The sequence below is a fragment of the Hymenobacter plasmatis genome (genome assembly GCF_020711255.1).
In the GTDB taxonomy this organism is placed as follows: Bacteria; Bacteroidota; Bacteroidia; order Cytophagales; family Hymenobacteraceae; genus Hymenobacter.
The window spans coordinates 109,255-132,800 of record NZ_JAJFAW010000013.1; the positions used below are offsets into that span (position 1 = coordinate 109,255).

A 23,546-nucleotide genomic window follows, 5' to 3' on the forward strand; every position below is an offset into this window, starting at 1 on the left:
GGCAACGTCCCCTTCTTGGCAAGGAGGAGAGCTTTTTGTTCTGTCTTATTCCAATCCATTCACGATACATGACCCCCCATTTCAACCCCTGGCACGACGTAACGCGCGGCGATGAAACCCCCAAAGTCGTTCAGTCCATCATTGAAATTCCCAAAGGCAGCAAAGGCAAGTACGAGCTGGATAAAGAAAGCGGCCTGTTGAAGCTCGACCGCGTGCTTTTCTCGGCCGTGCACTACCCCGCCGCCTACGGCTTCATCCCGCAAACCTATTGCGACGATAAGGACCCACTGGACATTCTGGTGCTCTGCTCCGTCGACATCGTGCCCATGTGCCTCGTGGAGGCCAAAGTCATTGGCGTGATGCAGATGGTGGACCAGGACGAGGAGGACGATAAAATTATCGCCGTAGCTGCCCACGACATTTCCGTCAACCACTACAACGACATCAGCGACCTCCCCCCGCACACGCTGCTGGAGATGCAGCGCTTCTTCGAGGACTACAAGGCCCTGGAACACAACAAGCACGTGGTGGTGGAGCGGTTTATGGGCCGCGAAGACGCCTACCGCATTATCAACGACAGCATTACGCTCTACGAAGAAACCTTCGGCGAGAAGAAGCTGGTAAAGGCCGAATAACCAGCGCGGCCGGCCGGGCCATGGTCCGGCTTTGTGGCGCTGGTTCCACCCTCCGGGCACTTTTCACGTAAAGGCGAAGCATGACTATTAAGCGTCCTGCTTCGCCTTTTTGGCGTTTTTGCTACGAAAACGGTTTGTTACTGGTCGTTGGCCTATTGGTAGTGTTGACTTTAACGGGGCAGTTCTTCACGGGCTGGAACGACTACAACGACGAGCTAAAGGAAATGGGCTTGGCCCAGCTATCGGCCGGGCAGTACTTCACTTCGGGCCATTTTCTGGAAGCCACTTTCGAAAACTGGGAAAGCGAGTTTCTGCAGATGGGCCTCTACGTGGTGCTCACCGTATGGCTGCGCCAGAAGGGCTCCTCCGAATCGAAAAAGCTCTACGAGGACGAAGACGTGGATGCCGAGCCTGACCCCAACAAGCCGAATGCGCCGGGCCCCGTGCGCCAGGGCGGCTGGGTGTTGACTATCTACAAAAGCTCGCTCAGCATTGCACTGTTCGCATTATTTTTCGGCTGCGTGTGGCTGCACGCCAAGGGCGGGGCCGAAGTATACAGCATTGAGCAGGTGCACGAGGGCAAGGCGCCGGTGAGCACGCTGCAGTACCTGGGCACCTCGCGGTTCTGGTTTGAGTCCTTTCAGAATTGGCAGAGCGAGTTTCTCAGCATCGTGAGCATCGTTGGGCTGAGCATCTTTCTGCGCCAGCAAGGCTCGCCGGAAAGCAAGCCGGTGGATGCCGAGCACGCCGAAACCGGGAAGTAAACCGGCCCAGACTGCGGCCGCTGAGCTAATTTCGCCCGTGGCCCATTCAACGCTATCTGCCTCCGCTGCGCCCCGCCACCCGCTGGGCCGGCTGCTCGATGTCGTGCTCTACAGCAGCGCCTGGCTGGCGGCTGCGGCGGCCGCCCAAACGGCGGCTACCCTGCACCAGTGGCCCCCGATTGGGCCGAGCGGCTACCGACTGGTCACGCTGGTATTTGCGGCCACCCTGCTCGTGTACAACTTAGACGCGGCGCTGCCCTTCAAGCACCGCGAGCCAGCCGGCAACTCGGCCCGCAAGGCCTGGCAGCAGCGGCACCGCCTGCTCATGCTGGGGCTGGCGGGCACGGCCGCGCTGGTGGCCGGCTTTTTCTTTTTCGCCGATGGCTGGTGGCACTACTTGCCCTTGCTGGCGCCGCTGGGGGCCCTGGCCCTGCTGTATTCGTGGCCGCTGTGGCGGTGGCACGGGCGGCCCCGCGCCCTGCGCGAGGTGCCGCTACTTAAAGGCTTCCTGATAGCCACCGTGTGGACCGCCGTGACGGTGGGCCTGCCGGCGCTGGTGCTGCACCATTCGGTGGCGACCGTGGCGTGGCTAATGGGCCAGCGGTTCTGCCTGATAATGGTTATCGCCATCGTGTTCGACATCCGCGACTATGGGCGCGATCACCGAGCGGGCACCCGCACCTTTCCGGGCGTGCTGGGGGTGGGCGCCGCCAAGCGGCTGGCGCTGGGGTTTCTGGTAGCCTCGGTGGTCGTGGGGCTGGCGCGCGGCGCTTCGCCCTTGGCGGTGTTGCTGCCCGCGGTGCTCACGGCCGTGGTGGTAAATGCCGCTGCCGAAACCCGCAGCGACTACTTCTATGCCTTGCTCACCGATGGCTTGCTCATCGTGCAAGCGGCCGCGTATTTCGTGTTTTAAGCTGTCTGCGTTAATCGTTCGGGTGTCAGAACAGTGTAGAGACGCGACACTTCGCGTCTCATCGTCTGCGCCATTAGTAACCCGCTCCAACCATCGTTCAACGCAAAGACGCGAAGCGTCGCGTCTCTACATCGTGCTGGCTACTCAAATGGCATCTTGAGCTGCTCGCATTACCACCACATTACGCCTCCACCTCCCGCAGGGCCAGCCCAATGTAATGCGCGATGTCACCCGCTATCAGGCCTGCGTGGCCGGTCTTGGCAGCGGCCAGGTCGCCGGCGCGGCCGTGGGCATACACGCCCAGTCGGGCGGCCTGAAAGGGGAGCAGGCGGGCATCGGCGCGCAGGGCGAGCAGCAGGCCGGTGAGCACGTCGCCACTGCCGCCGGTGGCCATACCGGGGTTGCCGGTGCTGTTGAAGTGCAGCTCGCCGGCGGGTGTGGCCAGGCAGGAGTAGGCGCCTTTCAGGAGTACCAGGCAGCGGTGCTGCTGGGCAAAGCGGCGCAGCAGCTCCAGGCGGTGGTAGTCGTCGCGGGCGAGCTCGGTAAGGCGCTCAAATTCCTTGGGGTGGGGGGTGAGCACGGTGTTTTCGGGCAGCAGCGCCAGCAGCTCGCGGTGCTGGCCTAATAGGTTGAGCGCGTCGGCGTCGATGACGAGCGGTAGGGGCTTCTGGTGGGCAGTGGTAGCCGCGGCGGTTTGCAGTAGCTGCTGCAGCACGGCGATGCTGGCTTGGTCCTGGCCCAGCCCGGGGCCAATACCCACGGCCTGGTAGGGCTGCAGGTCGGGCAGCGCACTAATAAAGTTGGGCTGGGGGTCGGCCAGGCACATGGCTTCGGGCACGCTGGTTTGGAAGATGTCGTACCCACAGCCCGGTACCCGCGCCGTGAGCAGGCCCACGCCGCCGCGCAGGCAGGCCCTGGCCGCCAGCACGGCGGCGCCCACTTTGCCCCAACTGCCGGCCAGCAGCAAGGCATGCCCAAAGGTGCCCTTGTGGCTGAAGCGGGCCCGGGCGGGCAGGGCCCCGGCCACGGCGGCCTCGTCGGTGTAGTACCAGGGCGTGGAGGAGCTGGCGATGAACTCCTGGCTCAGCCCAATATCTTTTACGTGCCACTCACCCACAAATTCGGCGTTCTGCGGCAGCAGAAACGCCAGCTTGGGCGTGCCGAAGCTCACCGTATGCTGGGCCCGTACGGCAACGTCTTCCCTGGGCTGGGGCGCTTCAGTAAACAACCCGCTGGGAATATCAACCGCTACCACGCGGGCGTGGGCGGCATTCAGGTGCCTGACCAGGGCGGCCGCCAGCCCCGCAAGCGGCCGGGCCAGGCCGGTGCCAAACAAGGCATCAATGACCACCGCGCCGGGCAGAATCTCGGGCAGCTGCTGCTCGCTGATGTCGGCTACGGGAATGGCTTCGGGCAGGTGTAGGCGGTTGTGCTGCCAGTCGGGCGATTGGGTTTCGGCGGGCAGCAGGGCCACGCGCATCTGGTAGCCGGCCTGGTGCAGCAGCCGGGCGGCGGCCAGTCCGTCGCCGCCGTTGTTGCCGGGCCCGCACAGCACCAGTACCTCGCCGGCCTGCTCCTGGTCGAGCCAACCGCAAAACCACTCCACCAGGGCCTCCGCGGCGCGCTCCATCAGCTCGGCCGAGGTGAGGTGCTGCTCCCGGATGGTGGCCTGGTCAAGCTGGCGGGTTTGAGCGGCGGTGAGAATTTTCATGAGGGAAAGTAGCTTGGGGCAATAGTTGCGGCTTGGTGGGTAAGGAAGAAGCCTGACGTTCGTCTATTGAGGTGCTACGGCAAACCTCCGGGCCGTGGCCGCGTTTACCCTTTATCTACCTGCTTTCAATCTCCAACACCAACGATATGCAAACCTGGAACGATGTCATTCGCCTTGCCAATAACCCCATTCCCTCGCCGCGCCGCGTAGAGAAAACCCCTGCCGAGTGGCGCCAGCTGCTCACGCCGGAGCAGTTTCACGTTACGCGGGAGCACGGCACTGAGCGCGCCTTCACCGGCGAATACTGCGAGGCCCACGAGGCCGGCTTGTACGCCTGCGTGTGCTGTGGCACTCCGCTCTACGATTCGCGCACCAAGTTTGAGTCGGGCACCGGCTGGCCCAGCTTCACCCAGCCCGTCGACGAAAGCGCGATTCGCTACAAGAAAGACACCAGCTACGGCATGACCCGCGTTGAAGTGCTCTGCAACGTGTGCGACGCCCACCAAGGCCACGTATTTCCCGACGGCCCGCCTCCCGGTGGCCTACGGCTGTGCATCAACTCGGCCAGCATCAAGCTGGTGACGGAAACCGAAAACCAGCCCGCTGCCTAGGGCCGCGCCTGCGCCAATCCTGTAGCTTTGAGCCCCGGTTGAAGACACCTTCGGCCGGGGCTTTGCGTTCTCTTCTTTTACTAGCTCAATTCCCACCCCGCCATGTCCCTTCTCTTCAACGACTTCGCCTCCTGGGGCGAACACTGCGCCGCTACCGGCGAGCCGCTGTACCAGCCCGTTCTGGCTTATGAAATTGAGCAGAAAGGCCGCACCGAGGACGAAATATGGAGTGGCCTGCAGCGCGCCTACGACGTGATGCGCGACGCCGTGCACGAGGGCCTAACCGGCGACATGACGTCGCGCTCGGGCATGATAAACAACGGCGCCAAGAAGATTGCCGCCTCGCCCGTTACCGTGCTCTCGCCCGAGTTCAAGCAGCTCATTACCCGTGCCTTGGGAGCCAAAGAGGTGAATTCCTGCATGGGTCGCGTGGTGGCGGCGCCCACCGCCGGGGCCTCGGGCATCCTGCCCGGCGTGCTCGTTACGCTGCAGGATTTGCATAAACTCTCTGACCGGCAGATTCTGGAAGGGCTGCTTGTGGCGGCCGGCATCGCCCTCATTATTGAGCAAAACGCCTCGCTGGCCGGCGCCGTGGGCGGCTGCCAGGCCGAAACCGGCTCCGCCGCCGCCATGGGCAGTGGTGCCATTGTGTATTGCCTCGGTGGGCCCGTAGACCAGGTCTTTGCGGCCGTGGCCGTCACGATTCAGTGCATGCTGGGGCTGGTGTGCGACCCCGTGGCCGGGCTGGTGGAGGTGCCGTGCGTGGTGCGCAATGCTTCGGCCGCCGCCATTGCCTTTAGCTCGGCTCAGATTGCCATTGCCGGCATCGACCCGGTTATTCCCGTCGACCAGTGCGTGGCGGCCCTCGGCGAAGTGGGCCAGGCCATGGAAACGCGCTACAAGGAAACCGCCCTCGGCGGGCTGGCGAATACCAAGCGCGGCCGCGAAATTGAGCAGCGTGTGCTGGTGCAGGACATCAATATCCTGCCTGATGATGGGGAGTAAATAGGTTAAGCGTCGGTACATACATACTGGCTGGCATGCAGCAGGTAGCCTCTCGCTCGCGCCTCTTGTCATGCTGAGCGCAGCGAAGCATCTCATCAACATCAGAACTGTTCAAGCGTGAGAAGATGCTTGCTGCGTCAGCATGACAGGCGATTGAGTCTACTTCCGAGGTAGAGATGCTCTACGCTTCGGGACGTTCTATTTTTCTCCTGCGATTGCGCACGCCCCAGGGCGCTTTACGTCATCTTTAAACTGGGCGCCATGGTGAGGTGGGCCATGAACCGCAGGGCCGGCACGTAGCGGCTGCGCAGTTCGCGGTAGCTATTCCAGGCCGCGTCGCGGTCTTCTACTATGGTAAGGCCATGGTCGACCAATTCCTTGCAGGCCAGGTCGAAATCGGCTCGTTCGGGCTCGTCTTCCTCCTCGCCGGGCTGAAGGCTTTTGGGCTCGGTGCCGGCTTTGTCGTCGAAGAAGCGGTACACCCGGTTCAGGGCCAGGCATCCGGCTTTGAAGGTGATTTCGACTTGGCGAGGGCGGGTGCCGGCCACCGCTGCGAAGAACAGCGCGGCCGTGTCCAGAATCAGGCCGCTGCACGTGACCCAGGAGCGGCCCGGCTGCGGCGAGCGGAAAAACGAGAGAATGGGCAGCGAAGTGTGGCTTTCTTCAATCTCCACAAACCAGCGCTCCCAGTCGGCCCACTGCTGGTTGTCGTTGAGCACCGAGCCGTCTTGGTTGAGCCAGCCCAACAGGCAGGAGGCCGTGGGGGGGGTGCCGGCCCGCAGCTCCAGCAGCGCCACCGTCACTTCGCGCCGCGAAAAAGATTGGTAGATGGTGGGCAGGTAGGAGAGGAGCAGCGTGAGCAGCAGCAGCCCCAGCGTGGCCTCGGAGTAGCTGAGCACCGCAATGGGCAGGTGGCGGGTATCGGTGGTGCCCAGCGTGAGCAAAGAGCTGCTGCTTAGCGTGTAGCACCGCACCCAGCTGCCTTCGCCTAGTGCCCAATAGAGACTGGTATAGCCCAGCCCAACGAGGGCTTCCCACACGACAGGAAGTGCCACCAGGGCCACCGGGGCATAGTGGGCCATTATTTTATCGCGCCGTTCGTAGGAGTTGGCCAGTTTGGCGGCCGTGTCGAACAAGACGCGGATTCCCACAAACACCCAGACGTTCAGCCGCACCACCTCGTTGCGCGGCAGAATGAACGAGCGAATGGCCGCCGACAGCGTGGTAATAACCAGGATGATGCCTCCCAGGCCAGTAATCACGCGCAGGGCCAGAAACAGGTAGTGCAGCATCGCCAAGGAAAAAGCCTAGTACGAGCAAACCGCCGGAAATGGCTAGCAGTCCAGCCGGTAGCCATGTTAGCGTTGAGCCGGCCGCTGCTTCCACATCTCCCGAAACGACTGCGGGGCAATGGCCAACGCTTCGCGCCGTTTGCTCCAGCCCACCTGGCCCAGCAGGCGGCTCAGGCTCCAGTCCTTCACGGTGGCGGGCAGCAAATCCAGGGCCCAGCGGTGCTGCATGCTCCACTTCCACAGGCCAATGGCTATTTTCTCTTCGGTAGGCGCGTAGCCTTCCTGCACGCTCTGCTGTCGGTTGAGCAGCAACAGGTTGTGCAATGGGATGCGCACCGGGCACACGCTGGTGCAGGCGCCGCACAGGCTGCTGGCGTAGCTCAGGTGCTTGTGCTCGGGCAGGCCACTCAGGTGCGGGCTGATAACCGAGCCAATGGGCCCGGAGTAGGTGGTTTCGTAGGTGTGGCCGCCGATGTTCTTGTACACCGGGCACACGTTCAGGCAGGCGCCGCAGCGGATGCAGCGCAGCGCGGCGCGCTTGTCGGGCTGGGCCAGCAGGTTGGTGCGGCCGTTGTCAAGCAGAATGACCACCATTTCCTCCGGGCCGTCGGCCTCGCCCGGTTGGCGCGGGCCGAAGTACACCGTGTTGTACACCGTAACCTGCTGCCCCGTGCCGCTGGTGCTGAGCAGCGGCCAGAACAAGTCCAAATCGGTGAGGCTGGGAATGACTTTCTCGATGCCCACCACCGCAATGTGTAGCTTGGGGAAGGTAGCCGACAGACGGGCATTGCCTTCGTTTTCGGTTACGGCCACAGCGCCTTCTTTGGCAATGAGGAAGTTGCCGCCGGTCACGCCCACTTCGGCCGCGGTGTACTTGTTGCGGAGCAGGTGCCGGGCCGTGAGCACCAGCTGCTGGGCATCGTCGGTGCTCTCCGTGCCCAGGTGCTTCACGAAGATGTCGTTGATGTCGGCCTTGCTCAGGTGCATGGCTGGCGTCACGATGTGGTAGGGCCGCTCGCCGTTGAGCTGCACAATGTATTCGCCCAGGTCCGTTTCCACCGATTCTACGCCTTGCGTCGCGAGGTATTTGTTGAGGTGGATTTCCTCGGTGGTCATGCTCTTGGCCTTCACCACCGTTTTGGCATCGCGGGCCTTGGTGAGCTTGCCGATTTCGGCCAAGGCCTCCGCCGCATCGCGTGCCCAGATGACCCGGCCGCCGCGGGCCGTGAAGGTGGCTTCAAACTGCAGCAGGTACTCGTCCAGCTTTTCGAGCACGGTGGCCTTGAGGTAGGCGCCGCGGTCGCGGGCCAGCTCGTGGTGGTCGTAGAGCTTCATGCCAGCGCTCACGGCCGCGTCGTACTTGCCGATGTTAAACCGGATTTTGCGGCGGTGCTCGCGGTCGAAGGCTTTGGCTTCGGAGTCCTTTTGGAATTGTTCTGCCTTCATGAGCGCAATGTTTCGCTAAGTATTAAAGGTAAGCCTCGCGAAGGTGGTAGTTACTGGCTAGTGGAGGTTGTTGGCGAGGCGGATGATGTTGCCTTTGAGCGATTCAACGTTGAAGTTAAACAGCAAACCCAGTCGGAGGTCCGCCAGGCGCAGGTAGTTCAGGAGCTGTTTGGAGTGGATAGGAATCAGGTTCTCGCACGATTTCAGCTCAAGAATCACCTTGTTCTCAACCAGCACATCCAACCGAAACCCAATAGCCAGCTTCACCCCATCGTAAACCACCGGTATGGGCACCTGGGTTTCTACTTCCAGGCCTTGTTTACGCAACTCGTGCGTAAGAGCCGCTTCATAAACCGATTCCAATAACCCAGGCCCCAGCGCAGTATGCACGCGAAAAGCTGCATCCAGCACATATTTTGAAATCTCATTCTCACTCATATTGCCAAACTTAGCGAGACTTAAATTTAAACTTCGCGAGACTTTGCGCGCTATGGCTTGTTAGAATCCACCACAATCCGCCGCTCCCGATTCGCCAGTTCCCAGGCCGTGTGAAACACTAGCTGCGCCCGCTCGGTCAGCTTGTCGAACTCGATTTTGTCCACGTCATCGGTGGCCTTGTGGTAGTCGGCGTGCTCCCCGGTGGTATAAAAAATGACCGGGATTTTGCGGCGCGCAAAGTTGTAATGGTCGGAGCGGTAGTAGATGTGCTCCGGCTCGTTGGGCACGTTGTAGCGGTAGTCCAGCTCAAGGTGGGTGTAAGTGCGGTTGGCCGCTTCGTTGATGCGGTGCAGCTCCGACGACAGCTTGTTGGAGCCCACTATGTCCACGAAGTGCTTCTTGGGGCTGTGCTTGCGGTCGGTGCGGCCCACCATGTCGATATTCAGGTCGGCAATGGTATTGGCCAGCGGCACCACCGGGTGGGCGGTGTAGTATTCGGAGCCGAACAGGCCCTCTTCCTCGGCCGTCATGGCGATGAACAGGATGCTGCGGCGCGGGCCGTGGCCTTCCTTCTTGGCCCGGGCAAAGGCCTGAGCTATTTCCAGCAAGGCCACGGTGCCCGAGCCGTCGTCGTCGGCCCCGTTGTAGATGGTGTCGTGCTTCACGCCCAGGTGGTCGTAGTGCGCAGATATTACCAGCACTTCGTCCTTCTTATCGGTGCCTTCCAGGAAGCCCAGCACGTTTTCGGTGATGAGCGGCTCCTGGGTCTGGGGCACGTAGATGGTCACGGCCGGGGGCGCAAAAGCGGCCGGTACCGGCTTGCCCGCCCGCCCAACGGCCCGGACGTATTCAATCAGCCCCGGCAGGTCGGTGCCGGCCAGCTGCAGCCCCATTTCCTGCGAGGTCAGGTACACGCCGATGCCCGGCGGCAGGTCCTCGCGCAGGGTATCGACGATAGCCGGGCCGGGGTCGGGTAGCGAATAAGCCGGTTCGCGCAACGACGGAGCAAACTTGGCAGCCTCCTGCTGGAAAGCGGCTGTGGGTGCAAACGTCATCAGAAAGATGCTGCGGGCACCTTTGGCTTTGGCCAGAACGGCTTTGCGCAAGCCCGATTCCCAGTAGTCGGCCGGGCGGCCGTTGGGCTTGAGCAGCTTGCGGCCCCGCTCGTCCTGGGGCTCGCCCATGATGGCCACCACGTCTTTGCCCTGCACGTCGAGCCCGGCGTAATCGGAGTACGCGCCCTGCTCCACCCCAAAGCCCACAAAGACCGGCTTCGAAACCGTCTCGGTGCGAAAGGGCGACGGCATGGGGCCGTAGCTGAAAAAGTCGCTCAGCCACTCATAGCGCTGGCCGCTCACGCGCACATAGCCTCCATCCATAGGAATGCTGCGGATGAGCGGGAAGTGCTGCAAGTACGGGTTGTCGCTGCCCGGCACGGGGCCTTGCAGCCCCAGCGCCGCGAACTGCTTCACCAGGTAGTCAGCGGCCAGTTTCTGCCCGGGTCGGCCCACTTCGCGGCCCTGAAACGAGTCCGATGCCACAACGGTCAGGTGGTGGCGCAGCTCTTCGGGACGGATGGTGGCGGCATACGTGCGCGACCAATCCGTAGCGGCCGAAGCCGTCGGCTTGCCCCGCCTGGCCAGGCCCTTAAGCTTGATTTTTACCTTGGCCGGAGCCTGTTGGGCCATGGCCGGAAGTACGTTGGCCAAGGCCAACAGCCCGCACAAGACGAGTTTTTTCATTAGGAAAAAGAGTGCGGAATTGAGTCGGCCGCAAAGCCACAAGTAAAACGTCATGCCGGGCTTGCCGTCCGCCTTGCTGAGCCGGCAAAGCCCCCATTCCTCACTGAACGCTTCGTTCGGGTAGGACAGGATGCCTGGCTGCGGCAGCAGGGCGGGCGGCAAGCCCAACATGACGTTCGTGCTTTTAGCCGGGTTTACAGCTTGTTGGAATCAACGACAATACGGCCGTCGCGGTTTGCCAGCTCCCAGGCGAGGTGAAACACCAACTTGGCCCGCTTCTCCATTTTGGGAAACTCGATTTTGCTGATTTCGTCGCTCTCTTTGTGGTAATCGGCGTGCACGCCGTTGAAGAAAAAGGCTACGGGTACCTTATTCACCGCAAAGTTGTAGTGGTCGGAGCGGTAGTAGAAGCGGTTCGGGTCGGCCGGGTCGTCGAAGCGGTAGTCCAGGTCGAGCTGGGTGTACTTCTTGTTTTGCTCCTCCTGAATCACCTTCAACTCCGACGCCAGCTTGTCCGAGCCGATAACGTACACATAGTCCGGCTTGCCTTCGTGCTCCACGTCGGTGCGCCCAATCATGTCCACGTTCAGGTCGGCCTCGGTCTGGGCCAACGGAAACACGGGATGCTTCGAGTAGTACTCGGAGCCAAACAGACCCTTTTCTTCGCCAGTTACGCTCAGGAACAGCAGGCTGCGGCGTGGGCCGTGGCCCTCAGCCTTGGCTTTTGCAAAGGCCTCCGCAATGGTGATAATGCCCGAGGTGCCCGAGCCGTCGTCGTCGGCGCCGTTAAACACCACGCCGTTCTGAATACCCAGGTGGTCGTGGTGAGCCGAAACCACAATGATGTCCTCCTTCTTATCAGTGCCTTCGATGAAGCCCAGCACGTTTTCCGTCTGCACGGGCGTGCGCTTGCGCTCCGCTTTAACCTGCATCGGCACCACTTTGAACGTGGACTTCACCGGCTGCTTCGTGCTGTTGATTTTGGCCAGGTAGGCCTGCATGGCGGCATCTTTCGTGCCCAGCACCTGCAGGCCCACGGCCGGCGAAATAAAGAACGACGGCACGCGGTTCGGCTTGGCGTCGCTCACCATCACGGTGGAGGGGTGCGCTATCATCGGCGCGAGGCGGGCCGTCTGCTTGGCAAAATTGCTGGTGGGGTTGAAGCTCACAAAAAACGCCGTGCGGGCGCCTTTCTGGGCGGCCAGCTGGGCTTTGGCGCGGTAGTCGTTGCCCCACTTGGTGGGCGAGCCGTCGGGGCTCAGCAGGGCTTTGCCGTCGGCGCTGGTGGGCTCGCCCAGTAGGATGAGCACGTCCTTGCCCGTCACGTCCTGGCCGGCGTAGTCGGAGTAGCCGGGCTGCTCGATGCCGTAGCCCAGGAAAACCGGCTTCACCGTGGTTTCGGTGGCAAATGGCGAGTCGCCCATGCCGTAGAAATCCACCAGCCACTGGTAGCTTTTCTTGCCCACTTTCAGGCTGGCGCCGTCGGCCCAGGTTACCTGCTCCACGTTGAAGTGCTGCTGGTAAGGGTCGGCAGGGTTGGCAATGGGGCCCGTCAGGCCGGCATTCTTAAACTGCTCGGCCACGTAGGCCGCGGCCATGTGCTGACCCTTGGTGCCCGTTTCGCGGCCTTCGTACTCGTCCGAAGCCAGCACGGCCAGGTGGGTGCGCAGGCGCTCGGCCGTAACCAGGTCGGCGTACTTCACGCTCCAGTCGGTGGGGGCCGGGGCGGGGACCACGGCGGCGGCCGGAGCCGCAGTGGTTTTCCCGGGCTTGGTTTTGATTTTTACTTTGCTCTGGGCGTATCCCGGGGCAGCGCTGGCCAGGGCCAGGAGGGCAATTAGCAGGGTTTTGTTGGTCATTGGAAATGAAATAGCGGGAATTCTAGGAGTAAACTAACTGCGTTGGATGAGCACGGCGGCGTAGGCGGCCACGCCTTCTTGCCGGCCCACAAACCCCAATTTCTCGGTGGTGGTTGCTTTGATGGAAATATCTTCCTCCGCAATGCCCATCACGGCGGCCAGCACGCGCTGCATTTCGGCAATGTGCGGGTTCACCTTGGGCTGCTCCAGGCAAATGGTGGAGTCGATGTTGCCGACTTCGTAGCCCTTGGCGCGCAGCAGGCGCATCACCTCGCTCAGCAGGCGCTTCGAGTCGATGCCTTTGTACTGCGGGTCGGTGTCGGGGAAATGGAAGCCGATGTCGCGCAGGTTGGCCGCGCCCAGCAGCGCGTCGCAGATGACGTGGATAAGGACGTCGGCATCGGAGTGGCCGAGGGCGCCGTGGGTGTGCGGCACCTGAATGCCGCCGAGCCAAAACGGCAGGCCTTCTTGCAATTGGTGAACGTCGTAGCCGAAACCGGTGCGGATTTTCATAAGGTCAAATAAGAGCAGGCCAGCGGGGCCACCGCAAAAGTACCCGCCGGCCGTTTCTCAGCGCGCTTGAGCTGTCTTGAGAAATAATTACACACTTAATTGATAAGTCATTAGTATTATTAAAACTAATTTAATTAGCTTTGCAATACCAACAAAATTAGTTTATTGTATGGTTGAGCTACGGGTTTCCGGGGGTAGGGCTAAAGTAAATCAGCCGGTAATCCGTCGAAACGGGGAACAGGAAAAACCACCCGAGGAGCCGGCTGCAAAAAACTTAATGGAAACTTTAAACACAATAAAAGTTTCCATGGTATCTTTGCGCCGCAAATCATGGAAATCAAAGAACGAATCCTCAACCACGCCTCCACGCTTTTCATGCGGAACGGCATTAAGAGCGTGAGTATGGACGACATCGCCGCCAGCATGGCCATGTCGAAGAAGACCCTCTACAAATGGTTCGAAAACAAGGACCAGATTGTACTTGCTACCATGGAACAGCACCTGCACAAGGTGCAAGGCGAGTGCGAGGCGATGGCCGGGCACTCCACCAACGCGGTAGAACAAATGGTGCGCATCACGGCCTGGGCCGAACAGCAGTTTATCGGCGTTCACCCCAGCATTTTCTACGACCTGCAGAAGTACTACCCGGCGGCCTGGCAGCTGCTGGCCGCCCACAAAAACTCCTACGTCCTAGCCCAAATCACCCAGAACCTGCGCCGGGGCATGAGTGAAGGCTTTTACCGCCCCGACCTGGACGTGGACGTGCTGGCCCGCCTGCACCTGTCCCAGATTGACCTGATGTTTGACCCGGCCGTGTACCCGCCGGCCCTGTTTGAGGCCCAGCGCGTGCGCCGGGTGTTCGACGAGCATTTTCTGCTGGGGGTGGCCACGCTCAAGGGCCACAAGCTCATCAATAAATACCGCCAGGTAACCGAAGAAGAATAACCCCCCGCTGCCCCCTTATTACGATTACGCTTACCCCATTTCCCTTTTGTTGTCGATGAAAAAGTTGTTTTCACCCAAGCTGCTGCTCCTGGCCGCGCTGGCCGGCGCGGCACCCACCGCGCTCCGTGCCCAGTCGGCGCAGGGTGCGCTGCCCGCGGCGCCGCCCGCCGCCGGCGTCATGGCCCTGAGTTTGCCCCAGGCCGTGAGCTATGCCGTTCAGAACAAATCCACGCTGCTGGCCACGCGCCTGGCCGAGCAAACGGCCCGGGCCCGGGTGGGCGAAATCAAGAGCGCCGGCCTGCCCCAAGTAAACGTGGGCGCCAACGTGGCCGACAACTTCAAGCTGCAGAAGTCGCTGGTTGACTTTTCCCGCTTCGGCGGCGCGCCGCTGCAGGGCACCAAGCTCACGGCCCAGGACATTGCCGCCGCGCAAGCCGGCACCGCCGTCACCCTGAGCCCTGCCTACGGCGAAGCGCCCCAAACCGGACCTACGCCCCTGGCGTTTGGCCTGCAGTACGCTGGCTCCACAAGCGCCAGCGTGTCGCAGCTGCTCTTCGACGGCTCCTACCTAATTGGGCTGAAAGCGGCCAAGGTGTACGAGCAGCTAGCCCAACGCCAGACCCAGCAGGCCGAAATAGACGTGGTGGAGCAGGTAAGCAAGGCGTACTATAGCACCCTGGTGGCCCGCTCGCGCCTGGCCCTGCTGGGCCGCAACGTGCAGCGCCTCGACACGGTGCTCAACCAAACGCGGAAGATTTTCAAGGCGGGCTTCGCCGAGAAGCTCGACGTAGACCGCCTGCAGGTGCAGCGCAACAACCTGGTAGTGGAGCAACAGAAAGCCCAGCGCCTGACCGAGTTGAGCCTGGCACTGCTCAAGTTCCAGATGGGCCTGCCCCAGCAGCAGCCCGTGGTGCTCACCGACTCCTTAGGAGCTGCGCTGGTAGACGCCGGCGCCTTGCGCAAGCGCCTGGGCGTGGCCAACTTTAACACCGGGGGCGGCGTGGCCGGCACCTCGGCTCTGCCCGACCAGCCCACCGCTACACCCGGCCAGGAAAACGCGGCCGAGCAAACCCGCCTCGACCAGCAAGCCGCCCTCAGCGGTGGCCGTGCGCCGCAGGCCGTGGCCGCGGGCAACTACAACAACCGCGTGGAGTTCTCGGTGCTGGAAACCCAGCAGGCCCTGGCCGGCTTGGACCTGCGCAACCGCCGCGCCAGCGCCTACCCGCGCCTGCTGCTCACCGGAGCCTACGGCTTCACGGGGTCTGACCCGCGTCTGGGCGGCTTGCTGGAGTTTCGCGGGCCCAACTCGCGGAGCAGCAGTGGCTTTCTGAACCAGAACTGGTTTGGCTTTGGCAACGTGGGCCTCACCTTGCAGGTGCCGGTGTTCGACGGCTTCCGCCGCAAATACCAGGTGCAGCAGGGCCGCCTGGCCCAGCAGACGATTGAGCAGGGCTTCAACACCCTGCGCCAGAGCATTGACCTGCAGGATGCCCAGAGCCGGACCACGTTGGTGAATGCCCTGGACGTGCTCGACAACCAAAAGGCCAACCTCGACCTGGCAGCCGACGTGGCGCGCGTCACCCGCATCAAGTTCAACGCGGGCGTGGGTTCCAACCTGGAAGTCATCACCGCCGAAACCGACCTGCGCTCGGCCCAAACCAACTACTACGGCGCCATCTACGACGTGCTGGTAGCCAAAGTCGACCGCGACAAAGCCACCGGCGAGCTGTACAACCAGGTTAAAAAGTAACAATTGTTGTCCGAAGCTTGTGGTTGAACTTGCTTCTTCCCAAGCTCCGGATGCTCCCCTTCATTTCTGCCAGCGAGCCCGGATGCTCCGCTCGGTATGACCCCAAAAATACCCGCTTCTCATGCGACTCGATAAAAATTACTCTGCTGCCCTGTTCCTTGCCGGTTCGTTGCTGATGGCTGCCTGTGGCGGCTCGAAAGACCCCAAAGCCGAACTGGCCAAGCTAAAGCAGGAGCAGGCTTCCAACGAGGCCAAGATTGCCGAGCTGGAGGCTAAAACCGGCACCCCCGACAAGCCCGCCCTCACGGCCACGCCCGTGTCGGTGATGAACGTGCAACCCGAAAGCTTCAAGAGCTACCTCGAAGTGCAGGGCCGCGTCGATTTTGACCAGAATGCCAACGTGGGCGCCCGCGCCGCCGGCAGCCTCACCAGCCTGCGCGTGCAGCGCGGCGACCGGGTGAGCAAAGGCCAGGTGCTGGCCTCGATTGACGCCTCCATCCTCGACGCCAGCATTGCCGAGCTTCGCACCCGCATGGATTTGGCCAAGACGGTGTACGAAAGACAAAAAAGCCTGTGGGCCCAGCAAATCGGTACCGAAATCCAGTACCTGCAAGCCAAGAACAACTACGACGCCCTGCGGCGCAACCTAGCCACGCTCAACCAGCAGCGCGCCCTCTACAACGTGGTGGCGCCCTTCAGCGGCACCGTGGACGAGGTAGTGCCCAAGCTGGGCGAAGTGGTGGCTCCCGGCTCGCCGGTGGTGCGCCTGACCAGCGGCGCGGGCGGCAAAATCCTGGCCGACGTGTCGGAAGCCTACGGCAACAATATCAAAGCCGGCGACAAAGCGCTGGTTACCATTCCGGACCTGGGCGACGAGGAACTGCCCGCCACGGTGCGCGTGGTGAGCCGCACCATCAACGCCACCAGCCGCACCTTCACGGTGGAGGTGCGCCTGACCGGCGCCAAAGCCGCCAACCTGCGCCCCAACATGGTGGCCACGGTGCGCATCCTGAACTACGACCGGCCCAACGCTACAGTCATCCCCGTGGACCTGGTGCAGAAGGACGAGCAGAACAGCTACGTCTATGTAGTAGGCCAGGAGGGCAGCAAATCGGTGGCCAAGCGGCGCATCATCAAAACCGGCAACACCTACAACGGCAAGGTGGAAGTAACCAGCGGCCTGACGCCCAACGACAAAGTGATTTCAGCCGGCTACCAGAATTTGAACGAAGGCCAAGTAGTGAGCTTGTAAAGAAGCTAGGAGTTAGAAGCTGGAATCAGAGAACAATAAAAATGGAGCGGGTGGCAGCCAAACGTTTTCAGGAGTTGCTGGTGTGGCAAAAAGCCCACCAGTTGACTTTGGCCGTCTACCGCCTCACGGAAGTGTTCCCCAAACACGAGCTTTTTGCTTTAACCTCTCAACTGCGCCGGGCCGCCATTTCGGTGCCGGCCAATATCGCCGAAGGATTCCGCAAACGCGGCCTCAAAGACAAAATCAGGTTTTTCAACATTGCCGAAGGCTCGCTGGAAGAAGTCCACTATTACTTCATTCTGGCGCAGGACCTAGGCTATGCCAATACCCAGTTACATACAGAACAAGCAAACGAAGTAGGACGGATGCTAGAGGCGTACGGCAAAGCCATGCGAACCACGCTGACAACTCCTAGTTCCTAGCTTCTCACTCCTAGCTTCTTTAACTATGCAGGACATCGAAAAAGAATTTGGCCCAACCAGTTGGTCCATTAATAACAAGACCAGCATCTACATTATCACGGTGCTGCTGTGCGTGGCGGGCATTTTCGCCTACATCAAGCTCGGCAAGGAGAAATTCCCGGATATCGTGATTCCGCGCATCATCGTGGCCACGGTGTACCCCGGCACGTCGCCGACGGACATCGAAAACCTGGTGACGCGCCAGCTCGAAAAGGAGATTAAGAGCGTGAACGGGGTGAAGCATATTAACTCCACCTCGAACCAGGACTACTGCATCGTGGACGTGGAGTTTAGCTCCGGTGTGGACGTGCAAGCGGCCAAGCAGCTCATCAAGGACGCCGTGGACAAGGCCAGCACTGAGCTGCCCAACGACCTGCCGAGCGCCCCGCTGGTGAAGGAAATCAACATTTCCGAGCAGCCCATTATGTTCGTCAACCTGGCCGGAAATCTGCCCGCGGCTCAACTCAAGAAGTTTGCCGACGACTTCCAGGACAAGATTGAGGCCCTGCCCGAAATCACCCGCGTCGACATCGTGGGCGCCCTCGACCAGCAGGTGAACGTGGACGTGGACCTGAACAAGCTGCGCGCCTCGCGCCTGAGCTTCTCGGACATTTCGCGCGCCATCGGCAGCGAGAACGTAACCGTATCGGGCGGCTCCATCGACGTGGGCGGGCAGAAGCGCGCCGTGCGTGTGGCCGGCCAATACGTACGCGCCGCCGACATTGCCGACATTCAGGTGAAGAACCTGAACGGTGCACCCGTGCGCCTTGGCGATATCGCCACCGTTACGGATGGCTTCAAGGACCGCGAAAGCTATGCCCGCCTCGACGGCAAGCCTGCCATTACGCTGAACGTGGTGAAGCGCGCCGGCGAAAATCTGATTGATGCTTCCGACAAAATCAAGGGAATTATTAAGGACTCGAAAGCGAGCCTGCCCAAGGAGCTGACCATCACGGTAACGGGCGACACCTCGAACGACACCCGAGTAACGCTGCACGACCTCATCAACACCATCATCATCGGCTTCCTGCTGGTGACCCTGATTCTGATGTTCTTCATGGGCACCACCAACGCGCTGTTTGTGGGTCTGTCCGTGCCGATTTCGATGTTCCTGGCCTTCCTGGTCATCCCCGTGTTCGGCTTCACCCTGAACATGATTGTGCTGTTCGCCTTCCTGCTGGCGCTGGGCATCGTGGTCGACGACGCCATTGTGGTTATTGAAAACACCCACCGCCTCCTGCACGAACACCCCAACCTGACGACGCCAAAAGCAGCCAAATTCGCGGCCGGCGAAGTGTTTATTCCGGTACTGGCCGGCACGCTCACTACGGTGGCGCCGTTTGTGCCGCTGCTGTTCTGGCCGGGCATTGTGGGCTCGTTCATGTACTACCTGCCGGTCACGCTCATCATCACGCTCATGGCCTCGCTCATCGTGGCCTTTATTATGAACCCGGTGTTTGCCGTGAGCTTCATGCAGCGCGAAGAGCATTTTGAGGACGATTTGCACAGCACACCGAAGCTCACGCGTGGTTTCCTCATTGCGATGGGGGTACTGCTGCTGATTGCCATCATTGGCTACGTGGCGCATTCGCCCTTCGTGGGCAACCTGTTTATCACCGTCATCCTGCTGTGCTTCCTCGATAAATTCGTGCTCACGCGCATGATTGCCTGGTTCCAGACGCGTGCCCTGCCGCGCTTCCAGAACGGCTACGCCAGCCTCGTGCGCTGGTCCATCGGCCACCCGGCCCTGGTGATGGTGGGCGTGCTGGTTCTGTTCATCGGTTCGTTTGTGGCCGTGGGCATCCGCAAGCCGCACGTCGACTTCTTCCCGAAGGGCGACCCCAAGTTCATCTACACTTACCTGAACATGCCGGTGGGCACCCGCGTGGCCGTGACGGACTCCATCACCCACGTGCTCGAGAACCGCATCTACGGCGTTATCGGCCACAACAATCCCGACGTGGAATCGGTGATTACCAACGTGGCCATTGGCGCCGGCGACCCCGGCGAAGCCACGGCAGCCGGTACGTCGGCGTCGCACATGGGCAAGGTAGCCGTAGCCTTCAAGGAGTTGAGCGAACGCAAAGGCCCGAAAACCAGCACCTACATGGATAAAATCCGCGAGGTGGTGAAGGGCATTCCGGGCGCCGAAATCTCGGTTGACCAGGAAGCCAGCGGCCCGCCTCAGCCCAAGCCCATTGCCATCGAAGTAGCCGGCGACGACTACCAGGTATTGGCCCGGCTCTCGAAGAAAGTAACCCGCTACGTTGATTCGCTGCACATTGGCGGCGTCGAGTCCCTCCGCTCCAACCTGCAGGACCGCAACCCCGAAATCGCCATCAACATCAACCGCACCCGCGCCAACCGCGAGGGCATCAGCACGGGCCAGATTGGTATGGAGGTGCGCACGGCCATCTATGGCACCGAGGCCAGCAAATTCAAGACGGCCGATGACGAGTACCCCATCCAGGTGCGCTACGCCGAGCCCTACCGCTCTGATGTGGACGCCGTGGTAAATGCTCCGCTTACCTTCCGCGATGCCACCGGCGCTATCCGTCAGGTACCCATCTCGTCGGTGGCCGATGTCACTTATGGCTCAACCTACGGCGGCATCAAGCGCAAAGACACCAAGCGCGTCATCACCATCAGCTCCAATGTGCTCAACGGCTTCTCCGGTCCCGACGTGGCCAAGCAGGTCGAAACCGCGCTCAAAGCCTTCCGCACGCCCGCTGGCTACGCCATTAGCATGGGCGGCGCGCAGGAAAGCCAGAAGGAAACCACCGACTTCCTGCCCATGGCCGGCCTGGGTGCCCTGGGCCTCATCTTCCTGATTCTGGTAACGCAGTTCAACTCGTTCAGCAAGCCAATTATCATCCTCTCCGAAGTGCTGTTCTCCATCGCCGGCGTGTTTTGGGGCCTGGCCCTCACCGGCATGAACGTCAGCATTGTGATGACGGGCGTGGGCATCATTGCCCTGGCTGGTATCGTGGTGAAAAATGGCATTCTGCTGGTTGAATTCACCGATATGCTGCGCTCCCAGGGCATGCCGCTGCGCGAAGCCATTGTGCTGGCCGGTCGCACCCGCCTCAACCCGGTTATCCTCACGGCCACGGCGGCCACGCTGGGCCTTATCCCACTGGCCATCGGCCTGAACGTGGACTTCTACGAGCTGTTTGCCTCCGGCAACCCGCATTTCTTCATCGGCGGCGAGTCGGTGACGTTCTGGGGGCCGCTGGCCTGGACCATCATTTTCGGTCTGGTGTTCGCCACGGGCATCACCCTGCTGGTGGTACCGGTAATGTATTTGCTAAGCGAAACACTAAAGGGAAAAATTTCCGGAAAAAACCCGGACCACGTTGCAACCATTACGGAAGAGGTGGACTCTGAACAAGTACATGCGGCTTCGCCGCGGGTACTAGCTTAACAATTTATGCGTTGTTGAAGCTCGTCGGTAGTTTTTGTTGCAGCATTAATTACTGGCGGGCTCCATCGGCGCGCTCCGCTCGCTACTTCTACGACACCTTTTTTCGTCCGCTATTATGTACGTATCCACCACTATTCCAACTCCTAGCCCTTCTATCGAGCAGCAGGTTTTTCGCATTATCAGCAAGCGCAAGGCCATTCGGGCCAGCCGCGTGCGCAAAACCGCCAGCCTCGCCCGCGACCTGCGCTTCGACACCGTCGACGTAGTAGATATTATTCTTGAGCTGGAACGCAGCTTCAGCATCGTCATTCCCGACGAAGTGCCCCTGTACACGGTTGGCGACTTTGTGCGCTACGTGCGCGACCACGCCGTGGCCGCCTAAAGCAGTCTTTCCTGGTGTCATATAAAAAGCCCCGGCAACCAAAGTTGCCGGGGCTTTTTGCTTTTAAATCCTGGCTCTTTAGCAGGAGGGTTGTTTTTTAAAGCAGGTTATCGCACGTTGCCACCCGTGTCGAGGTTGCCGGCGTCGGTGCTGTTGCGGCTGCCTTCCCAGGTACGCACGGTGGCACCGCTAGTGGGGCCGGTGGGCTGCACATCGGGGCCGGCCTCGTGCACTGGGCGTGGGCTGCTGCTTTCGGGCGTGCCCAGTCCCGAGTCGGTGTTGGAATGCGAAGGCGTGGAGTGAAGGTTGACGGTGCCGTGCTGCTTGGCCGACTCTCGCGCGGGCTGCGGGTGCTCGGGGGCGTGGGGCGAGGCTGGGCCGGTGCTCATAGCGGCTGCGGCCTGCTCGGCGGCGGCTTTGTGGCTGTCGGTGTCCACACTGGCATTGACGGCCAGCGCCGGACGGGTGGTTTCCCACTCATGAAACTTATCGAGCTCGTGCTTGAGGGTGGTCGAGAACCACGCCACCAAGGCCACGTCGTCGAGCAGGCCCAGCACCGGAATAAAGTCCGGAATCAGGTCAATGGGACTAAGAAAGTAGATGAGAACAGCCACGGCCGCGGCCACGGTGGTACCGGGTACGCCCGTGTACTCGCCCGACATTGAAGCCTTGATGAGGCGGAACATGGTCTGGAGCGTTTCCCAGGCTTCGTGGGCCAGCGTGCCGACGTCGTTTTTCTCGCTGGCTTTCTTGTAGGCGTCCGTCAGCAGCTGCTTCATGCGGGTGGGCTGCCGAACGTAGCCCTCGGCGGTGCGCAGAAACTTCTTGAAAATGGCCGAGCCGGCAACATCATTGCTAGAAGGCGGGGTTTGTTGATTTTGAGCCACGGAGAGCGGAATTAAGGAGTGCAAAAGAAGAGAATATCGGCGCTGTCGGCCTAGGCCTAAGTACTCGTTTCGGGGGTGCAAGGTTTTTGAGAAACTGGCTATTTTCGGTCTCAGGCAGCGAAACGATGCGCTTATTTGCGTTTTTAAGCACAACAGGCTGGCCACCCGGGAAATGCCGTAGAAGCAAAGGCCTGCTTCAATGAAGAAACAGGCCTTTGCTTAGCATTCAGCTCAATTTTTGGGAGCTTACAGACGTTGGTAAGGCTTATTCAAAAACCTTCACCACGAACACGTAGTCCTGCAGTTTTTTCACCTGATGGGGGCGCCCCGTGCCGGCCAGCTGGCCAAAATGCGGCAGGTGAAAAGCTACGGCCGGCTTGGCAGCATCCAGGGAATCGACCAGGCGCACCAGGTAAGAGGACTTGGTTGCAAACGCGGCGCTCTGGGCGTCGTTCTGGCGGCCGCTTACCACCCCAATCAGGTTGCCGCGCTCATCGAGCAGCGGGCCGCCTGAGTTGCCGGGGTTCACTGGAATGCTTACTTGATAAAACGCCGTATCGCCCTCAAAACCCGAGCGGGCGCTCAAGGCACCTTCGCCGTACACCACGTCTTCGCGGGGGTAGCCCAGGGTGAATACCCGCTCGCCCAAATCGGCCTGGCCCGACTTGATGGCGTAGGGCAGGCGGCCGAAGCCGGTGAATTTCTTGTCGGTAATGCGCAGAATGGCCAGGTCGTGCTTCACGTCGGAGTACACGGGCTCGGCGTGGTAGCGCTGCCGGTCGCGGCCCTCTACCAGCAGCGAGTCAGCGCCTTGAATGACGTGGAAGCTGGTAACCAAGTAGCCTTCCGAGGTAAGGGCGAAACCCGTGCCGCTGAACTTGCTTTCCTTTGGGGCGGGTGCGCTGATGCCCGGCTTGCCGAACTGGTTCAGCGTCAGCGTCAGGTCTTTCTGGCTCTTTTTGATGCGCTCAACTTCGCGGCGCAGCACGGTGTAGCCGTACAGCGAAGGCTGCGTTTTGGCGGCCCGCCACCACTCCAAGCCCAGCAACGTGCTGAACACGGCCAAAATGGCCACCGAAGCCGCGACGCCCACCGTGGCACGGTGGCCGCTCCAGAAGTCGCGCAGCCGGCGCTCGGTGCGCGAGATGCGCAGCATGGGGTTCACCGAGTGGGTCAGCGGCGAAGCGGGCTCATTGGTTTTAGTCGTAGTGATTTCTTCCGGCGTCTCGGCCGCCAGCATGGCTGCGTGGATGCCCTGCAGCTGCTGGCGCACGTTTTGGCGCTGGCCGTAGGCGCGCAGGGTGCCGGTCATTTCCGTGAAGTCAGCGTAGCGCAACGCCAGGGAAGGGTCGGCCGCCAGCCGCGCTTCGAGGTTGGCACGGGCGGGCCCGGCCAGCTCGCCATCGGCGTAGGCTTCAAATAAGGCGTAGTAGTCTGCTTCAGTCATCATGGGTAAAAGCTGCCGGCGCGGGACCGGCGGCGGTAAGCAACGGGGGTTCTGCGGGCAACGGGCTCG

At 61.3% G+C, this 23,546-nt stretch carries 19 protein-coding genes and 1 pseudogene; 11 read left to right on the forward strand and 9 right to left on the reverse strand.

Features of this window, described 5'->3' with window-relative positions; translation table 11 throughout:
- The first annotated feature begins 68 nt into the window (after window positions 1-68).
- The 3 genes from LJ738_RS11340 to LJ738_RS11350 all read left to right on the forward strand — a co-directional run bounded on the left by LJ738_RS11340 (window position 69) and on the right by LJ738_RS11350 (window position 2,312).
- Entirely contained in the window at window positions 69-635 is a 567-nt protein-coding gene (locus tag LJ738_RS11340; protein WP_068190071.1) for an inorganic diphosphatase, read from the forward strand.
- 80 nt (window positions 636-715) lie between these two features.
- Window positions 716-1,399 (forward strand): DUF6766 family protein, encoded by a 684-nt coding sequence (locus LJ738_RS11345; protein WP_262907658.1) that lies wholly within the window; start codon window positions 716-718, stop codon window positions 1,397-1,399.
- Between the two features lie 37 nt (window positions 1,400-1,436).
- On the forward strand, window positions 1,437-2,312 hold the full coding sequence (locus LJ738_RS11350) for a UbiA prenyltransferase family protein (protein ID WP_227786434.1): 876 nt from the start codon (window positions 1,437-1,439) through the stop codon (window positions 2,310-2,312).
- Between the two features lie 181 nt (window positions 2,313-2,493).
- Here the strand turns inward: LJ738_RS11350 and LJ738_RS11355 are convergent, their stop codons facing one another.
- The gene (locus LJ738_RS11355) at window positions 2,494-4,023 is read right to left on the reverse strand and encodes an NAD(P)H-hydrate dehydratase (RefSeq protein WP_227786435.1); all 1,530 of its coding nucleotides are present in this window, start codon (window positions 4,021-4,023) and stop codon (window positions 2,494-2,496) included.
- A gap of 146 nt (window positions 4,024-4,169) precedes the next feature.
- Between LJ738_RS11355 and msrB the strand changes: the two genes are divergently transcribed.
- Together msrB and sdaAA are read left to right on the forward strand one after the other, a co-directional pair.
- Window positions 4,170-4,634: a peptide-methionine (R)-S-oxide reductase MsrB gene (gene msrB, locus LJ738_RS11360; RefSeq protein ID WP_068190063.1), complete on the forward strand. Its 465-nt coding sequence runs from the start codon at window positions 4,170-4,172 to the stop codon at window positions 4,632-4,634.
- Between the two features lie 102 nt (window positions 4,635-4,736).
- The gene (gene sdaAA / locus LJ738_RS11365) at window positions 4,737-5,639 is read left to right on the forward strand and encodes an L-serine ammonia-lyase, iron-sulfur-dependent, subunit alpha (protein ID WP_068190060.1); all 903 of its coding nucleotides are present in this window, start codon (window positions 4,737-4,739) and stop codon (window positions 5,637-5,639) included.
- A 236-nt stretch (window positions 5,640-5,875) separates the two neighbouring features.
- On the opposite strand, the gene LJ738_RS11370 is transcribed toward sdaAA, so the two are convergent.
- From LJ738_RS11370 to ispF, 6 genes are all read right to left on the reverse strand, one after another.
- A complete protein-coding gene (locus LJ738_RS11370) occupies window positions 5,876-6,931 on the reverse strand; it encodes a hypothetical protein (protein ID WP_227786436.1) in 1,056 nt (351 codons plus the stop codon).
- A gap of 66 nt (window positions 6,932-6,997) precedes the next feature.
- On the reverse strand, window positions 6,998-8,377 hold the full coding sequence (locus LJ738_RS11375; protein WP_227786437.1) for a LutB/LldF family L-lactate oxidation iron-sulfur protein: 1,380 nt from the start codon (window positions 8,375-8,377) through the stop codon (window positions 6,998-7,000).
- A gap of 57 nt (window positions 8,378-8,434) precedes the next feature.
- Window positions 8,435-8,815 (reverse strand): GxxExxY protein, encoded by a 381-nt coding sequence (locus LJ738_RS11380; protein ID WP_227786438.1) that lies wholly within the window; start codon window positions 8,813-8,815, stop codon window positions 8,435-8,437.
- Window positions 8,816-8,865: 50 nt separating this feature from the next.
- Complete coding sequence (locus LJ738_RS11385) at window positions 8,866-10,557, reverse strand: M28 family peptidase (protein WP_227786439.1); 1,692 nt, start codon at window positions 10,555-10,557, stop codon at window positions 8,866-8,868.
- Window positions 10,558-10,751: 194 nt separating this feature from the next.
- Window positions 10,752-12,416 carry a M28 family peptidase gene (locus tag LJ738_RS11390; protein WP_227786440.1) on the reverse strand — a complete coding sequence of 555 codons (1,665 nt, stop codon included), beginning with the start codon at window positions 12,414-12,416 and terminating at the stop codon, window positions 10,752-10,754.
- 33 nt (window positions 12,417-12,449) lie between these two features.
- Window positions 12,450-12,929 (reverse strand): 2-C-methyl-D-erythritol 2,4-cyclodiphosphate synthase, encoded by a 480-nt coding sequence (ispF, locus tag LJ738_RS11395; protein ID WP_068190050.1) that lies wholly within the window; start codon window positions 12,927-12,929, stop codon window positions 12,450-12,452.
- Window positions 12,930-13,259: 330 nt separating this feature from the next.
- Here ispF and LJ738_RS11400 point away from each other — a divergent pair, with 330 nt between their 5' ends.
- The 6 genes from LJ738_RS11400 (at window position 13,260) to LJ738_RS11425 (ending at window position 21,143) form a co-directional block, all read left to right on the forward strand.
- A complete protein-coding gene (locus tag LJ738_RS11400; protein ID WP_227786441.1) occupies window positions 13,260-13,874 on the forward strand; it encodes a TetR/AcrR family transcriptional regulator in 615 nt (204 codons plus the stop codon).
- A 55-nt stretch (window positions 13,875-13,929) separates the two neighbouring features.
- Window positions 13,930-15,624 (forward strand): TolC family protein, encoded by a 1,695-nt coding sequence (locus LJ738_RS11405; RefSeq protein WP_227786442.1) that lies wholly within the window; start codon window positions 13,930-13,932, stop codon window positions 15,622-15,624.
- A 121-nt stretch (window positions 15,625-15,745) separates the two neighbouring features.
- Window positions 15,746-16,876, forward strand: a complete 1,131-nt coding sequence (locus tag LJ738_RS11410) for an efflux RND transporter periplasmic adaptor subunit (protein WP_227786443.1) — start codon at window positions 15,746-15,748, stop codon at window positions 16,874-16,876.
- Between the two features lie 41 nt (window positions 16,877-16,917).
- Complete coding sequence (locus tag LJ738_RS11415) at window positions 16,918-17,298, forward strand: four helix bundle protein (RefSeq protein WP_227786444.1); 381 nt, start codon at window positions 16,918-16,920, stop codon at window positions 17,296-17,298.
- A gap of 25 nt (window positions 17,299-17,323) precedes the next feature.
- Complete coding sequence (locus LJ738_RS11420) at window positions 17,324-20,761, forward strand: efflux RND transporter permease subunit (RefSeq protein WP_227786445.1); 3,438 nt, start codon at window positions 17,324-17,326, stop codon at window positions 20,759-20,761.
- Window positions 20,762-20,876: 115 nt separating this feature from the next.
- A complete protein-coding gene (locus tag LJ738_RS11425) occupies window positions 20,877-21,143 on the forward strand; it encodes an acyl carrier protein (RefSeq protein WP_227786446.1) in 267 nt (88 codons plus the stop codon).
- Between the two features lie 524 nt (window positions 21,144-21,667).
- Here the strand turns inward: LJ738_RS11425 and LJ738_RS21610 are convergent.
- Both LJ738_RS21610 and LJ738_RS11435 read right to left on the reverse strand, forming a co-directional pair.
- Window positions 21,668-21,922: pseudogene (locus LJ738_RS21610) on the reverse strand (YkvA family protein); the annotation flags it as partial.
- A gap of 373 nt (window positions 21,923-22,295) precedes the next feature.
- The gene (locus LJ738_RS11435; RefSeq protein ID WP_227786447.1) at window positions 22,296-23,480 is read right to left on the reverse strand and encodes a trypsin-like peptidase domain-containing protein; all 1,185 of its coding nucleotides are present in this window, start codon (window positions 23,478-23,480) and stop codon (window positions 22,296-22,298) included.
- Window positions 23,481-23,546 lie beyond the last annotated feature (66 nt).